The organism is Segatella bryantii, from assembly GCF_022024215.1.
In the GTDB taxonomy this organism is placed as follows: domain Bacteria; phylum Bacteroidota; class Bacteroidia; order Bacteroidales; family Bacteroidaceae; genus Prevotella; species Prevotella bryantii.
In genome coordinates this window covers 388,511-405,128 of record NZ_CP091797.1, presented here as the reverse complement: position 1 = coordinate 405,128, position 16,618 = coordinate 388,511, and the positions used below count along the sequence as shown (strand labels likewise).

General features: G+C 41.4%; 11 protein-coding genes. 8 read left to right on the top strand and 3 right to left on the bottom strand.

Features of this window, described 5'->3' with window-relative positions; all coding sequences use genetic code 11:
- Positions 1–5: 5 nt before the first annotated feature.
- The gene (locus tag L6471_RS01450) at positions 6–1,148 is read right to left on the bottom strand and encodes a GTP-binding protein (RefSeq protein WP_074803279.1); all 1,143 of its coding nucleotides are present in this window, start codon (positions 1,146–1,148) and stop codon (positions 6–8) included.
- A 519-nt stretch (positions 1,149–1,667) separates the two neighbouring features.
- Positions 1,668–4,742, bottom strand: a complete 3,075-nt coding sequence (locus L6471_RS01445; protein WP_237797086.1) for a DUF4450 domain-containing protein — start codon at positions 4,740–4,742, stop codon at positions 1,668–1,670.
- 466 nt (positions 4,743–5,208) lie between these two features.
- Here L6471_RS01445 and L6471_RS01440 point away from each other — a divergent pair, with 466 nt between their 5' ends.
- A complete protein-coding gene (locus L6471_RS01440) occupies positions 5,209–6,288 on the top strand; it encodes a hypothetical protein (RefSeq protein ID WP_094448521.1) in 1,080 nt (359 codons plus the stop codon).
- 215 nt (positions 6,289–6,503) lie between these two features.
- Here L6471_RS01440 and L6471_RS01435 read toward each other — a convergent pair whose 3' ends face one another.
- Positions 6,504–7,082, bottom strand: a complete 579-nt coding sequence (locus tag L6471_RS01435; protein WP_237797085.1) for a hypothetical protein — start codon at positions 7,080–7,082, stop codon at positions 6,504–6,506.
- A 378-nt stretch (positions 7,083–7,460) separates the two neighbouring features.
- Between L6471_RS01435 and L6471_RS01430 the strand changes: the two genes are divergently transcribed.
- From L6471_RS01430 to L6471_RS01400, 7 genes are all read left to right on the top strand, one after another.
- Positions 7,461–8,147, top strand: coding sequence for a GIN domain-containing protein (locus L6471_RS01430; RefSeq protein ID WP_027454255.1), 687 nt, complete (start codon positions 7,461–7,463; stop codon positions 8,145–8,147).
- A gap of 546 nt (positions 8,148–8,693) precedes the next feature.
- Positions 8,694–9,527, top strand: a complete 834-nt coding sequence (locus tag L6471_RS01425) for a helix-turn-helix transcriptional regulator (RefSeq protein WP_237797084.1) — start codon at positions 8,694–8,696, stop codon at positions 9,525–9,527.
- Positions 9,528–9,708: 181 nt separating this feature from the next.
- Entirely contained in the window at positions 9,709–10,533 is an 825-nt protein-coding gene (locus L6471_RS01420; protein ID WP_237797083.1) for a transketolase, read from the top strand.
- 15 nt (positions 10,534–10,548) lie between these two features.
- Entirely contained in the window at positions 10,549–11,490 is a 942-nt protein-coding gene (locus L6471_RS01415) for a transketolase family protein (RefSeq protein WP_006282173.1), read from the top strand.
- Between the two features lie 23 nt (positions 11,491–11,513).
- Entirely contained in the window at positions 11,514–13,025 is a 1,512-nt protein-coding gene (locus tag L6471_RS01410) for an FGGY-family carbohydrate kinase (RefSeq protein WP_237797082.1), read from the top strand.
- A gap of 27 nt (positions 13,026–13,052) precedes the next feature.
- On the top strand, positions 13,053–14,477 hold the full coding sequence (locus L6471_RS01405; protein WP_006282171.1) for an L-fucose/L-arabinose isomerase family protein: 1,425 nt from the start codon (positions 13,053–13,055) through the stop codon (positions 14,475–14,477).
- 9 nt (positions 14,478–14,486) lie between these two features.
- On the top strand, positions 14,487–16,595 hold the full coding sequence (locus L6471_RS01400) for an alpha-L-rhamnosidase-related protein (RefSeq protein ID WP_237797081.1): 2,109 nt from the start codon (positions 14,487–14,489) through the stop codon (positions 16,593–16,595).
- Positions 16,596–16,618 lie beyond the last annotated feature (23 nt).

The following is a 16,618-nucleotide window of genomic DNA, read 5'->3' as shown; positions in this document are numbered from 1 at the left end:
TTTTTTTAGTCTTCAAGACAAGAATCGAGTCCCTTAGTAATAGCCTCACGATCCAAATGTTGGCCTATGAAAACCAACTTCTGCATACGGTCGCCATACTTGTCATCCCACTGTGCCTTCACCTTAGGATTATTTTCGAGCAGTTGTTTCAGTTCATCAGCTGGCATAGTAGCATACCACTGACCTGCATTGGTAAGATTCATCTGCTTACCAGCCTGTTCGAATACATAACAAGTTTCCTGTTCATCACGGAAGTAAACCAAACCCTTGCAACGAATAATATTCTTTGTCCACTTCGTAGAAACAAACTCATCGAAAGAACCCAAGTCGAAAGGACGACGGTTTTCATAAACAAAAGTTTCGATACCATACTCCAAAGCCTCACCACTTTCCTCGTTCTCAAGGTCGACATCCTCCTCTACAGCTTCAAGCCATGCAGCAGAAGTGGCAACTTTATTGAAATCGAAATTATGCGTATTAATCAGTTTGTCGAAAGGAACATCGCAGTAATTACACTCAATAATTTCGGCTTTAGGCTGGATGGCACGAATAATACCCTTCAGTTTACCCTTCTGCTCATCGGTCATATTTTCTGCTTTATTGAGAAGTATCGTGTTACAGAATTCTATCTGCTGGATAACGAGACTTTCCAAATCATCTTCACCGATATCAGCTTTCTGGAGTGCGCTACCATTATCAAACTCCTCTATCATGCGAAGACCATCGACTACAGTTACGATACTGTCAAGACGAGGTACACCCTTCTTAATCATCTGTGGAGCTAAAGTAGGAATAGAACAGATGGTCTGAGCGATAGGAGCAGGTTCGCAGATACCGCTGGCTTCGATCACGATGTAATCAAACTTATCCTCGTTGACAAGGTCTGTAATCTGCTGTACAAGATCCATCTTCAGTGTACAACAAATACAACCATTAGAAAGGGCTACCAAATTGTCGTCGCTCTCACTCTGACCGACAACACCACCCTGCTGAATAAGTGTTTCATCTATATTTACCTCACCGATATCATTTACGATAACTGCAAACTTAATACCTTGCTGATTAGCCAAGATGCGATTTACCAATGTCGTTTTACCGCTACCTAGATAACCTGTAAGTAACAATACAGGTACTTCTTTTGTATTCATCATTCTCAATTCTAGTTATAATTTTTGCGAAGATACAACTTTTTATCGTAATTCGAAATGATTTCGTACAACTGCAAATTTAAAATATGCTAAAAAACAGCATCAACAACAAGCTGATAATACACAAAATCTCAACAATAACTCTTCTAATCCCGAAATGGGGCTCTTCAGAATGAGGTGAAAAATTCTTTTTTAAACTCATTAAATCTCTTCTTATTAGTAAAAAATAAAAAATCAATCTCTTTTAGTACGATTCTAGAACAAGCTATACGAACGAAAGTGATATATAAATACTATGCTGCATTCTATGCCATGCTAACACCTTATACTATTTCATGTAAATCTGATTCTCGCACTCAGAAGAAAGATTATTAATTAAACGCATTAGAGCCACTTCTATGGAGGCTTTCTTTATTCGTGTGCAAAAGTACTATTTTTTTATGAAATAACAAGAATATTTATATTTATTTTGAAAGAAAAAATAACAAGAGATATAGGTAGTTTCACTTACTTTTTTCTCTATTGAAGAGTAAGTGATATGAGTCCGATAACTACATCATTACTAAGTGTTTTGATCGTAATACTTTTCAGTTTTTTGTCGCTCTTGAGCGGCATGGACAATATCTCTGCAGCACCATCCGGAATATAGGGATTAGCCCCATTAAACTGAGGAGATTGATGCAGTTGCAAGGCATCGGTAAGATGACGAGACACTAAACCACTGCCCAAATGAACACGATAAGGTCTTGGGGTTTCTACTTTGAAAGCATAATCATCGATGAAGTAGTCTTGCTCTATCGGGCACCAATTATCTGGATTACGCAAAGGTAATATATCCGTTGTACCATCTTTATAGGTTACCACGATTTCGCCGTTGTCGATACGACTCTGCATATTATTGGTGCTTCCGGCCAAGAGCAGCCATGCACAACTGGCTTTGCCTGTTAATGGTATCTCTACACTATCCGGATAATTATCCCAAAGTGATGTGTAAATGATATTCTTACCTTCTTTCGCACTCATGAAATCGACGGTCTGATCATCGAGCTTCGCCTGAAAGACTCCCAAACCGATGGTCTTGCTGTCCTTCAATGCTGCTGCATCAGATACAAGACTAGACCGGAAGCCTTCGTCTTCGATTGCTGCCGTTCGATGAGGAATACACCACTGTCCGATACCCTGCACTGGTATCTCAAGGGTAGTATAAGGCGAACGAGGACTGAGATACTTGTTCTTGAAGATATCGTCTATATTACTATTATATAAGGTGGAAAGATCAATCATGCGGAAAGGACGATGCGATACTGCCGGAGGAACGGTACCATAATTGATACTTGATGCAATCACGGCAGACGTAGCTGGCGACTGTATATGGGCAAAACGATGTTTTTCTTCATCGGAAATTTCGATGATCTGAACCGAATCTCTATTTCCTTCGACACAATACCTTACTCCATGAACTTTACCCTGAATTTGCATTTTCAGAGGTTGCTTAAAATGCTGATGAATCTCAAAGACCTCCTTATCACCCTCACGACGAAACTTATACGACAAATAAGGAGACTTAAACGAGAGACTATCCCACTCTTCAGGCCATCCCGGTTGAATCGTGCATGTACCCGCTAAGGCATTCGGTTGAACGCCAAACAGTCCATTAACAACAGCACGCGCCGTAATACCTATATTATCGCCGAAATCACGATAAGCCTCACTGACAGCCTCATCATAATAACTAATCTGACCGAAATTGCCCGGACTCTGTCCGAGATACATTTCATCGAGCAAATCACTCTTTAGCAGTTCGAAGCCCTCTTGACGTCGACCAGCCTGAAAATAAGCTAAAGCCATATTAGCCACCTCTTCATGAGCTACATTATTCGTACTCCAGTCATAAGGCATCCAGTTGGTAGTACTCAATGTATGAGGGGTCCAATCGATAAAGATCTTACCACGATATTTTTCCGGAATGATATACGCTATAGGAATATGAGGAATCTGTGTATCGACATATTTCGTATTTTCATAATCTTTATAATCGACACCACAGTCTATCGGAGTATAGATACTCCACAATGCAGCACTTTTATGCAATCGCTTTTTACCCATGAAATCTTGAAATTCCACCCAGTGGTTTTCCGACGCATCATAGAGTCGCTCACACATCGCACGATGAATAGCTTCGGCCTCACGCTGATACGGCACTGCATCCTCGCCAAGTATCTGTGCTATACGGGCAGCCAAAGCATTACCTCGATAATTATAAGCTGAGCTATGGGTAACAGCTCCACTATTATAATATAGGGCATCGCTAGCCCATATACAACAATAGGCATCGTACAGATGATCGCCATCCGGGTCAAAGTTCAGTTTCTCCCACGCCAAATGGCGCTGCAACACAGGCCACATCTTGCGCATATAGACCGTATCTGCATCATATTCGAAATGAGTCAAGAGTTCATCGATATAATTCAGGTTCATATCGTAGTGATGCATCTTATGATTATTGTTGGGCACCCGACAAATATAACCATTACTATACATCGGTGTTCCCCATCGCTCTACGGCACGAGCCAGATGACTCGCTGTATCCTGAGTAGGATGCTTCTCGACAGCAGGAATATCGGTAACCTGACTATTGGCATAGGCATCGAAATGACTGACAGCCCGATCATTCCATCCCAGTACATCAGCGACATATCCTCCTCGCCAACCGGCAAGTGGTGTACGCCAACCAATACAACCATGTTGCCAGGTTTCGCCATCCCATAATCCATCAGCTGCCGCAACCAGGTTAGGGGCTAAGGTATTGATAAAAGCATCTGGCGTCTGAAAAGAGATGATAGAGGTAAGTTGATCTAAAGCTTTTTCCTCACGAGCCATCTGCGCCTTGGCCTTGTCTGTAAGCGCGACTTCAATTTTGCATCCTTCATGATGATAAAAGAAATAAGCTGTCTGCTCGGAATTACGCTGTGTACGATAAAGTAAACGCCTATTTCTACGACGCGATGTGGAAGATTTAGAAAAAACGGTGCAACTTACTGAATCTAATGCCACATCGGAAGCCTCAAAACTAGATCGTGGTTCTTTACCCAAATCACCATTTCGCTCCATCTTTGTCTTGCGTACAGGAGAAGTGATGAGGGTTATCTGCAAGGGCTCTTCAAAATTTTTAGCCGTAAATTGCCACACTGCACCGTCCTCAAACTGTGACGCTAAAGCGACAATCTGTAGGGTAGCCTGACTGCCCCAACTTGCATCTTGAAGCAAATAGGTACGTCGACCACCACGATAACGAGCCTCACAATAATCAGTAACATCTAGTTTTTTGGTGGTATTCCCTACTCTGACGATAAACTGAAAATGATAATTTTTCTGCTTATCCCAACAAGCAAACACAGGACGGTCGGAAGTTTCGAGTCTGAAAGGAGTATGGGTACCATAAAGCGCTCTCGTATAGCGATTATCTCCATTAACACAAACGATATCTTCACCTTCAGGATAATAGTGTAATTCACGTGAAGGTTTTTGTGCAACACCTGGTAAGATGCACCCCATCAAGAAAAGGATAGTCAGAATTATTTTAAAGTCTTTCATAGTTTGCAGATCAGTTCATCAAAATTGAGGAATTCGTCCTTATTCTAGCTTTCGCTATCAACATTCTATCTATATCTGTCATTGAAGTCACAAGCCAACCTTCTATAAATGACGTCCCAAATATAAATCTTTTTTCATAAAGTAACAAACATTTTAAAAAATATTAAACTAAATCTATACGAGAGGTATAAACCATAAAACGATTGAAATTCTTAATGTTATAATATAGGATTGTTATCACGACAACGATTGATTTTGCAAATTTATGCATATAGTCTTATTTTGTGAATATAATTGGCTATCTTTAACGCGTGAAATAAATTAACATAGTATTACTGTAAATTTTCTAAAAAATTGTATATTTGCAGCTACAATTTGATAATAACACATATAACTGTTTCATTATCAGACTTAAAATTTATATACAACATAAATATTAACAAAAAACCAAATACGCTTCGGACTGATGACAGACGATTACAAATTCCAAATAACAGATGACGATCCAATATCACTGTATAATTACGCCAAACAGTGTCAGGATGCTGGTGATACTGATGACGCCCTTATCTTCTATAACAAAAGCATCACTGCAGATTCCACATGCCCTCATGGTTGGTATGGCATGTCCTATATATACTTTCAACAAGGCGCATATGACATCGCCTTCAAAAAGAGTTGTCAAGGAGTAAAAGAAGCAGACTATAGTAAATATCATGATCCAATACATTTCGAATTAGGTCAAATCATGTTGGATTCTGCAAGTAAACTTGCCGAAAAAATCAATATTGTAAGTTATAACAATTCGGTATTTAAAGAACTGGAGCAAAAAGGAAATTGCAAAATATATTGTAAAGATTTTAAACAAGATGAAATATCCTCCTTTCTGGGATTTGGTCCAGATTATAATCAAGACTTCCACAACATTGTTTATAATTCAGCATTGCCTGATTCAGAATATCGTATACTCCACGAACTTATTCACTTGAAGTTCAAGATAGAGAATCATAAAAAAGGCATCAAACTGCCATACACCTTTAGTAATAAAGCCTACCAACTTTTCTATTACAAAAACATTGCCACATATCAAAATAAGTATAAAAAGTTTAGTCCAACAGATCTTAACAAGAGAATGTCAAATGACTTCACTCAACTTTATGCACTCCTTATAACGAACATTATAGATCTTTTTATTGAAAAAGAAATATACTATAAGATTCCAGAATTAAGACCTTTACAGGTACTATCTACCATTGCAGAAAATAAACGAATAGAAAAGAGAACGCTTGGATTCGAAAACCATATGCCTACAGAGATTTTCCATAAAATTATGATAATAAATCATTTAGAATTCTTAAATTTAAAAGAACTATATGGTATGAATCAGATAACAGACATTCCGATAACGTCGGAGCTGATTAAGAAAGCAGAAGAGCTTTATCAAATTTGCAAAGAAGCAATGTATAGTTCCAACTTCTGTACACAAATCGCCACAACGATGAATATCGTTGCCGAAAAATTAGAATTAAAATATTTATTAGAATAATCGAATATGGACTCAACATTAAGTAGCTTACTGAAAAAAGGGTTTGTATATATCGGCGATGATCAAATAGAATCAGCTATACAGACTTTTAAAGAAGCTCTTCTGTGAACGGATAATGATGTGCATAGTACTACCTGATGGCGTTGGCACAAAAAGATCGGGGACGAAGCATACGAAAGTGCTCCGTCCCAGAATGATATTGGGTATAAGAATGTTTACTTAATCACAACCTTTTTGCCGTTCTTTACATAGGCACCAGTCTTGGTTGGCTTGCCATTCAATGGGCGGCCGCTGAGGTCATACCAGTTGGCTTTCTCTGCGCCGTTTACCTTCACATCGCTGATACCTGTAGCGGCTTCTCCGATGGTAACTACTATCTGCGTCACACGTGCTTGATTTTTGGATGCAGTCAGTGTAAATGTTGCTGCATCGCCAGTCCACGTTCCTTTATATCCCTCACTTTCGAAGGTGTATTGGCCTGTGGTGGGAGTAGTGAGGCAGCCGGGACCATACTTGTTCTCACCCGTAGCATAAGCTGTTAACTCAACACTCTTGATATTGCCAACGGTGGAGGTAACCGTGAAAGTTTCATTCTTAAAGACACGAAATTGATCTTGGGTTACTGTACCATTACTGACTGCAATGGTAATACCTTGCTTTACCAACTGGTATTCAACACTTGTCTTTGCATCAAATTCACCAGGCACAAAAGTTACCTGCGTTTCTTGTGCCCATGCGCCCATCACTACTGCTGCAAGCAGCATGAACATTGAAAGAAATCTTTTCTTAATCATAATTGAAAGAATTTAATATGTTAGTAAATGAAATAATGATTATAAACTGTCGATAAGAATGAGCTGGCACTCCCTCTCCACGTCCACGTCGTCGGTGGGTCTCACCGGATATATAATTTGGTGAAAAGTACAAAAAAAAAATTAAAAAAGCTGCAATTTTAAGGAATTTAACACGATTTCGTACACAAATATTGTTCAATTTGTATTGAAAGCATTATAATGGGAATGGAATCACCCTTGAAAGACCATAAAAAAAACAACAAGACTAAGATAACATCAAAAAGCATAAGAAAAATTAAAAAAAGTGCAAAGATCAATTACAGTTTATCACAAAAATATATAACTTTGCAAATAATTATAAACCAAATATTACCGAAAATGAAAAAACTGATACTATCATTACTATGCATTTCGCTATTAAGTAGCTGCTCTATTAATTTTGGAAGAAGTGTAAATATTCTTTCGTTTTCTTCAAAAGCTTACGACAATGCTCCTAAAAAGGAGATAAAAGTTAAGAATTTTAATAGCATAACCAACGAAGGACCGTTGCAGATATACTATGCCTATGCAGACAAACCAGCCGTTGTCTTAGAAGGAGACACTGCCCTATTTAATAAAGTACAAACCAAGCAAGAGGGTTCTAACCTTACCATTAGCATGCAACCAGGTACTTATCACAACTTGTGGCTGAGAATAACCATTTATTCAAATGACATCAAAGAAATCAATCAGACCGGTAGTGGTGACATTATCTGCAAGACACTGAAGCTAAGGCATGATTTAGACCTCAATGAAGTTGGTAGCGGGGATATTCGCATTAACCAGTTAATATGTGACGAACTTGACGCCGAGGTATGTGGTAGCGGAAGTATCTACATCAACAATATAAAAGCTAACGAAGCTGATCTCAACATCATCGGAAGCGGATCTACTGAAGTAAACGGTAGCATTACAAAAGTTGATGCAGATGTCACTGGATCTGGAAGCATATACGGAAACTTGAGCTATCAAAAAATAAAGGAAAATAAAACAGGTAGCGGAAACATCAATCTTTCTAAAAAATAAAATAGAAAACTCATTATAGTATCTTCCCACGATCAAGACTCGTTCGGGACTTTCACCCTATAACGTACGCATATTGGGCGAACCAAAAAAGGACTTCCTTCACAGGAAATCCTTTTTTATTCACTTTCGTTTTTTCCGTAAAATACATTCAATTAAGATCTAAAAAGTTGTGCGTAATAATATATATATCGTTAACTGTTATTTTTAGAACACATGTTGATACAGATAACCTTAACTTTACGATGCAAATATATAAAAGAAAACAATACATACCAAGAAAACCAAGACGCAAAAAGACCCACAATCTAAAAAAAGTGACGCAAATTAACGCACAATTTTTAAAATTGTCTTATCTTTGTGCAAAATTTTAATATATATATACTTCAATTAAGCGATATGACCCAACAGGCATTAAAAAAAAGAATCACGTCATTTATAACATCTCGCACACAAAATGCATTGGAGCGAGTAAGACTAGTAGTGTATATCTGTGGTTGTATTACACAGGTCGTTTTCTGGACCCTACATCTGACAGGCTTAACAGGCATGAAAGATTCCGTACTCTATACTTTCTCTGTTATTCTACTGATAGCAAACTTTGCAAGTTTGTGGTTATATCTCAGTAAGAAAGTTGACTTGGTGATGAATATAGTCTGCTTAGCATATCTCACACAGTTAATACAGTCACTTCGTGTGGTATATCTCAGCATTATCAATCCGCCTAATGTGCTTCCTCTACTGATTATAAACCAAATTGGTTCGTACACCATACTGCTCTATATAACCATCTGTTTTGTACCACGAGCACCTTTTTACATTACTGCTATGAGTTTGATAAGTTTAGCGTTTGCCGGTTTTTACGACGGTGGCCGACTTGGTCTGGACCTAGTCATCTTTATGACCATCATGACGATATTAACATATATCATGTCAGGATTCAGTCAAAAAGCCGTGAACAGCCTGCAGCAAGAGAACACCGTATATCAAGACACCCTTAACGGTTTGCTCCATTCTTTCCATATGACCCGCCAGGAACTCATCGCCTATGCACGACTCAGTCGTAACAAAAAAGAAGATAAACATATTATCAATGCTTTTTTTAGCGAAATGGATAAAAGGGCCGAACACAACATTATTAAAGCCGTAAAGATAAGAATGGCAGAAATAGATTCCGAAAAAATTGATCTGGCAAAGCGCTATCCCGACTTCACTCCGACTGAAATAGAAGTTTGTAAATATATTATCGAGGGAAATACTCAGAAAGATATAGCCCGAATTACAGGTAAATCCGAATCAAACGTAAGTACCGTAAGAGGACGTATTCGCAAAAAACTCGGTTTGAAGCCTGATGATGACTTGCGAACCAAACTTATGGAATAAGAGATATCGCAGTGACTCTCCCCTTTTCACAAAGGGGGAGATCGCTGATGTAAGCCAACCTTCACATCTATGAATTTAGTTAAAACTATGTTAAACACGTTTCGTTTTCTTTCGAATTTCCTTTCGTTTTTCTATTTTTGCCGTAAAAATAAGAAATATAACACGTCAAAAACCTATAAATATGGAAGCTCTTGAGCTAAAAAAGAAAGCTGCAGTTCTCAGAAAGAATCTGATAGAACTGATTTATAAGGGTGGTACAGGTCACACCGGTGGCGACCTATCAGTACTCAACGTACTCACCACATTGTATTATCACACGATGAATGTAGACGCCAAGAATCCGAAGATGGAAAATCGCGATCGTTTCATTCTGAGCAAGGGTCACTGTGCCGAAGCCCTCTATACCATACTTTGCGATAAAGGCTTCATCGAGCAGAGCGAACTCGATGCATATGGTACATTCCACGCACATCTTGGTGGTCACCCAGACAATTCCATTCCTGGTGTCGAAATCAATACCGGAGCATTAGGTCACGGTCTCTCTGTAGGTGTAGGTATGTCATTAGCAGGCAAACTAGACAAGAAAAACTACCACGTGTATGTCGTTATGGGTGATGGTGAACAGGCAGAAGGCAGTATCTACGAAGCTGCTATGGCTGCCAACAAGTATAAACTAGATAACCTCGTAGCTTTCATCGACCGTAATGGTTTGCAGATTTCCGGTTCTACAGAGGATGTTATGCCACTCGAATCTATCGAAGAACGCTGGACAGCCTTTGGTTGGGATGTTAAAACTATTCATGGAGATAACATCGAAGAAGTAAAGGCAGCTCTTGATGCCGTAGATTACAGCAATGGCAAGCCACATCTCTTTATTTCTCGCTCTACCAAAGGATTAGGCGTAAGTTTCATGGAGAATGTTGCCAAGTGGCATCATGGTGTTCCTACTAAGGAGCAGTATGAAGAAGCCATGAAAGAACTGGACGAACAAATCAATGCACTTTAAAACTCATCTACGAAAATGAAAGAAATCAATAAGTTATCATGTCGCCATAGTTTCACAGGTACTCTGTTGGAATTGGCTCGTGAAGATAAAGATATCGTTGCTGTTACTTCTGATGCTACTGGTAGTGCTACACTGGGTGATTTCGTTAAGGCTCTTCCAGAACAGTTTGTAGAAGTAGGTATTGCAGAACAAAACTCAGTAGGCGTCGCTGCCGGTCTCGCTTCTTGCGGCAAAAAGCCATTCATCTTTGGTCCAGCTTGCTTCTATGTAGCACGTTCTTTGGAACAGGTTAAGGTAGATATGGCATACTCACAGATGCCTGTTAAGATTTTCGGTGTGAGTGGCGGTGTAGCTTACAGTCAGTTGGGTGCAACCCATCATAGTTTGCACGATATTGCAGTATTGCGCACATTCCCTGGTATGGAAGTATATCTGCCATGCGATTACTGGGAGACTCGCCAGCTCTGCAAAGCTTTGGTTAACCGCAACAAACCTGCTTATATCCGTGTAGGTCGTAACGCTGTACCTGATGTTTACGATGACGAGAACTTCGGATTTGAACTCGGCAAAGCCAAGACCCTTCGCGAAGGTAACGATATTACCCTCGTAGGTTGTGGCGAAACCGTAGCACACTGTGTAGAAGCTGCAGATCAGTTGGCTAAGAAAGGTATCAAGGCTCGTGTTTTGGCATACCATTCACTGAAGCCATTCGACAAAGAAGCCTTGATTAAGGCTGCACAAGAAACAGGTGCTGTAGTAACGGCAGAGGAGCACAGTGTATACGGCGGTTTAGGCGGTATCTGTGCAGAGATTCTCGCTCAAGAATGTCCTACCAAGATGCGTATCCTCGGTGTGCCTAATGAGAACGTAATCCACGCTAAACCACAGGAAGTATTCCACTATTACGGTTTCGATTACGAAGGCATCATGAAAGCTGCTGAAGATTTGTTGAAGTAATTCTATCCTAAACGACTACTTCTATGAATTATATCATCTCTATAGACCAAAGTACATCGGCTACTAAGGCACTGCTTTTCGACGAACAATGTAAGTTGAAGAACAGAGCCTCTGTGGCTCATCAGCAACATTATCCTCAAGCAGGATGGGTGGAGCATGACGCTGAGGAAATATTCCATAACATGGTGCAGGCCATTCGCGAACTGTTAGAGAGCGAAGCTGCCAACAGTCAAGTTTCATTGGATACATTCCTGACTGACAACCATTTCTCTTTAGCTATCACCAATCAGCGCGAAACAATCGTTGCTTGGGATAAAGCAACAGGTGAACCGATATACCATGCACTCGTATGGCAGGACACTCGCGGCACACACTATTGTCAGGAATGGCGTCAAGATGCCCACTTACAACAGTTGGTAACAGAACATGCCGGACTGAAGATAGATCCGTCTTTCTGTGGAAGTAAAATACGTTGGATACTTGACAACGTAGAAGGGGCTCGCCAAAAAGCAGAGCAAGGCAAACTGCTCGTGGGTACCATCGACTGCTGGTTAGTATGGAAACTCACCGAAGGTCGAGTATTTGCCACCGACTATACCAATGCATCGCGTACCATGTTTTTCAATATCCACACCCTGACCTGGGATGCCGATATTCTGAAAGCGATGGATATCCCTGCCGCTATTCTGCCTGAAACACGCGCCTGCGACGCCCTCTATGGCGAGACTACAGTAGCAGGACTATTTAAGCAACCTATACAGATAGCTGGTGTATTAGGAGATAGTCACGGAGCCCTCATCGGACAAATGTGTTTCGGAGCAGGTACTGGTAAAGTAACTTACGGAACAGGTTCTTCTGTCATGATTAATATCGGAGAAAAAGCCCAGAAGGCTCCAGAAGGTCTCGTTACCAGTATTGGTTTTACCCTGCAAGGCAAAACCTACTATGCTTATGAAGGTAATATATACAGCACAGGTGCTACTCTGAAATGGCTCACTGATCAGGTAAAACTCATCAACAGTCCGGTAGAAACCGAAGCATTGGCCAATAGTGTAGACAGCAATGGTGGTGTATACTGCATACCAGCCTTTGCCGGTTTAGGCGCACCATGGTGGCAAGATCAAGTAAAGGCAGCTATCGTGGGGATGACCTTTAACACAACAAAAGCACATATCGTACGTGCAGCTGTAGAAAGCATCGCTTATCAAGTAACCGATCTTGTGAAAGCCATGACATCAACCACCGGCATCAGTATCAGCGAACTCTCTGCCGATGGCGGTCCGACCAACAATCAGTTCTTGATGCAGATGCAAGCCGATCTGCTTGGTGCCGACATCGTATGCACCGATGTAGAAGATGCTTCAGCCCTTGGAGCAGTCGTCGTTAACGGATTTGCGCGTAAAGTGTGGTTACAAACAGACGAGGTTATCCGTCTAAAGAATATCACGAAGCGCATCAGCCCCGATGCAACTCATGATACAACCCAGGCTTATGCAGGCTGGAGACAGGCTGTAGAGCATCTTATAAAGCAATAAAAACTATATACTATATACGAACAAGATATGAAAAATGGTAAAGTGTGTTTTGGCGTGATCATTGGTACTCGCGCCTACTTCAACTCAGAGTTGGCTAAAGACGTGAAGAAGCAGTTGCTCAAAGTGCTCGACGAACAGGGCTATGAGTATATTATCCTTCCTGAGGATGCTACTCCAACAGGAGCCAGCTCTATTGAGACCATCGAAGACGGTATCAAGAATGCAGAACTCTTCCGCGCTCATCGCGATGAGATCGATGGTATTATCGTATCTTTGCCAAACTTCGGTTACGAAATCGGTATTATCAATACGATTGCCCGTGCAGAATTGAATGTACCTGTATTGGTTCAGGCTTGTGACGATGAGAACGACAAGGTAGATCTCGACAGCCGTCGTGATGCTTTCTGTGGTAAGATTTCTGTTTGCAACAACCTTTATCAGTATGGCATTCCTTTCTCTCTGACATCTCTACATACATACAGTATCTATAGCGACTTGTTGGTTAAGGATATTAACAAGTTTGCTGGTATTTGCCGCGTAGTTAATACCTTACGCCACTGTCGTATCGGACAGATTGGTACACGCCCACTCGGTTTCAACACTTGTCGCGCTAGCGAGAAATTATTACAGCGCAGCGGCATTACTGTAGTTCCTGCAGACCTCTCTGAGCTTATTTTCGCTGCTCAGAAGATTGAGGACAATGATCCTGCTCTCATCCAGAAGCTTAAAGACATTCACGACTATGCTAAGGTGCCAGAGGCTTACGAAGATAAGCTCCGCACTCAGGCTAAGTTTGGTGTAGCTGTAGAGCAATGGGTAAAAGATAATAAGGTAGACGCTCTAGCTTTACAGTGCTGGGACTCTTTGGAGCAGAACTATGGTTGCGCTCCATGTATCACTATGGCTATGCTCGGTGATATGGGTGTACCATGTGCATGCGAAACAGATATCGCCGGTGCTGTATCTATGTTGGCACTCCACTTGGCTTCAGGCGAGGCTGCAGCTTTGGCAGACTGGAACAATAACTTCGCTGAAGACCGCAACAAGTGCGTATGTACACACTGTGGTAACTTCCCACGCGGCTTTATCGGCAACAGCGATCTGAAACTTACCCCATTAGGTGTACTCGGTCGTACTTTAGGTAAGGTACGCACTTTCGGTGCTATCGATGCTAAAGTAAGCGAAGGCGACTTCACCTTCTTCCGTATATCTACTGACGATGCTGCTGGTAAGATTAGAGCTTACGTAGGCGAAGGCGAAATAACCAACGAACCTTATGGTATGGATGGTTGTATCGCTGTAACGAAGGTAGACAATCTGCAGAAGTTGATGAAACATATCTGTCGCAATGGTTTCGAGCACCACGTAGCGCTCGTTCGCACCGATGTAGCCGACATTCTGCAGGATGCCATCGAGAACTATCTCGGATGGGATCTCTATGTACACGAATAATAAGCAAATATGACAAATCAACAAAACAGTGCCAACTCTACAGCGACATGGATATGGTATCCTGGCGATTACGAGATTTGGTTAGGTAACAAAGTCAATAATCGCCGTACAGACCGTGGTGCATTCTTTCCACCTTTTTGGAAACAGGATAGTCACTATGTCACGGTAGAGTTTAGCACGACCCTTTCTCTTGCAAAAGAAGAAACTGTAACTCTTGCAGCTGAAGGTAAATATAATATTAAAATCGACGGGAAGATGCTTTTTGGCATGCCTTCCCGTTTGGTGCTTCCTGCTGGTGAGCACAAACTCAATATTAAAGTGTGGAATCAACTCACTCCGCCTGCCCTCTTTGTCGAGGGAGAGACTGTCCATACCGATGGCACCTGGAAGGTGACCAATGAGGATAAAGAATGGATAGACGATTCGGGCAAGGCAAGTGATACCAGTGCCAGTGTCTACATGGACGCTGGTTACTGGAATTTCAACACGATAGACGAGTTGCCTTCGCAGTTTAAACTTACACGTCAACACCAGGAACCGGTAGCCATGGAGCCTAAGTCTAACGGCAGACTCTATGACTTCGGCAAAGAGACCTTTGGTTATCTGCATTTTGATGGTGTCAAGGGCACAGGTATTATTTATGTATACTACGGAGAGAGTGCTGAAGAGGCTCAAGATAAGGACTTCTGCGAAACCCTCGACCAGTTTGAGGTAAAGCAAGACGGTACGATGGTCGATCTCCAATCGAATACACCTTTTACCGATGGTATCACACCGAATAACAAAGCCTTCCGCTATGTCTATATCGAATGTGATGATACCGTAACGGTAGACCGTATAAGTATGGAATACGAATACCTACCGGTTGATATCCGTGGATCGTTTAAGTGCAATGATGAGGAAGTAAACCAGATGTGGAACATCGGTATCTATACCCTACATCTCACCACACGCGAATTCTTTATCGATGGTATCAAGCGTGATCGCTGGACATGGAGCGGTGATGCTTATCAGAGTTATCTGATGAACTATTACCTCTTCTTCAACAGTGAATGCGTAAAGCGTACCACCTGGCAATTACGTGGCAAAGACCCTGTAACCGCTCATATCAACACCATTATGGACTATACGTTCTATTGGTTTATGGGTATTTACGATTACTATCTCTATACAGGCGATGCTCACTTTGTAACCCAGATATACCCACGTATGCAGACGCTGATGGAGTATGTTCTCGGCCGAACCAATAGTAATGGAATGGTTGAAGGTCAAAGTGGTGACTGGGTATTCGTAGACTGGAGTCCAAAACCGATGTCTAAGCAGGGCGAACTCTCTTTTGAGCAGATATTGCTCTGTAAGAGCCTGGAGACCATGGCCCTTTGTGCTGAAATAGCAGGCGAAGGCGATGATCATCTGCGATTTGAACGTTTGGCTAATCATCTGCGCAAACAGTTATTGCCAACTTTCTGGGATGCAACACGTCATGCACTGGTACACAGTGTACCATCAGACTGTCGCATGCCATCGACCGATGCTGCTATCACTCGCTATGCCAATATGTTTGCTATTTTCTTCGACTATCTCGATGAACAGCAGAAGAAAGAGGTAATGGAGCATGTTCTTCATAATGATGCGATCATGCCGATTACCACGCCTTACATGCGTTTCTACGAAATGGAAGCCATGTGTAAGATGGGCGAACAGGCTGACGTACTCCGCCAGATGAAAGACTATTGGGGTGGTATGATTCGTAATGGTGCTACTACATTCTGGGAGGCTTATGACCCGAACGCTGAAAATCATCTCTCTATGTATGGTCGTCCATACGGCAAGAGTCTTTGTCATGCTTGGGGTGCCAGTCCTATCTATCTCTTAGGTCGTTACTTCATGGGTGTAGAACCTACCAAACCGGGATATGAGGAGTATGATGTTCGTCCTTCATTAGGTGGATTGAAGTGGATAGAAGGAAGCGTACCTACGCCTAACGGTGCTATCGTGCTTCGCATGGATGAGAATCGTATCATCATCAAATCGACAGAAGGTTTAGGACATCTGCATCTGCCAGGTCGCGATGTTATCGATATTCCTGCCGGTGAGATGGTATCTATAGAGTACTAAAAGTCATGAAGATATGAGTGTAT

Bases quoted from the DNA above. Each gene is read 5' to 3' on its own strand.
- L6471_RS01450 (WP_074803279.1), bottom strand. From the start codon at position 1,148: ATGAATACAAAAGAAGTACCTGTATTGTTACTTACAGGTTATCTAGGT.
- L6471_RS01445 (WP_237797086.1), bottom strand. From the start codon at position 4,742: ATGAAAGACTTTAAAATAATTCTGACTATCCTTTTCTTGATGGGGTGC.
- L6471_RS01440 (WP_094448521.1), top strand. From the start codon at position 5,209: ATGACAGACGATTACAAATTCCAAATAACAGATGACGATCCAATATCA.
- L6471_RS01435 (WP_237797085.1), bottom strand. From the start codon at position 7,082: ATGATTAAGAAAAGATTTCTTTCAATGTTCATGCTGCTTGCAGCAGTA.
- L6471_RS01430 (WP_027454255.1), top strand. From the start codon at position 7,461: ATGAAAAAACTGATACTATCATTACTATGCATTTCGCTATTAAGTAGC.
- L6471_RS01425 (WP_237797084.1), top strand. From the start codon at position 8,694: ATGAAAGATTCCGTACTCTATACTTTCTCTGTTATTCTACTGATAGCA.
- L6471_RS01420 (WP_237797083.1), top strand. From the start codon at position 9,709: ATGGAAGCTCTTGAGCTAAAAAAGAAAGCTGCAGTTCTCAGAAAGAAT.
- L6471_RS01415 (WP_006282173.1), top strand. From the start codon at position 10,549: ATGAAAGAAATCAATAAGTTATCATGTCGCCATAGTTTCACAGGTACT.
- L6471_RS01410 (WP_237797082.1), top strand. From the start codon at position 11,514: ATGAATTATATCATCTCTATAGACCAAAGTACATCGGCTACTAAGGCA.
- L6471_RS01405 (WP_006282171.1), top strand. From the start codon at position 13,053: ATGAAAAATGGTAAAGTGTGTTTTGGCGTGATCATTGGTACTCGCGCC.
- L6471_RS01400 (WP_237797081.1), top strand. From the start codon at position 14,487: ATGACAAATCAACAAAACAGTGCCAACTCTACAGCGACATGGATATGG.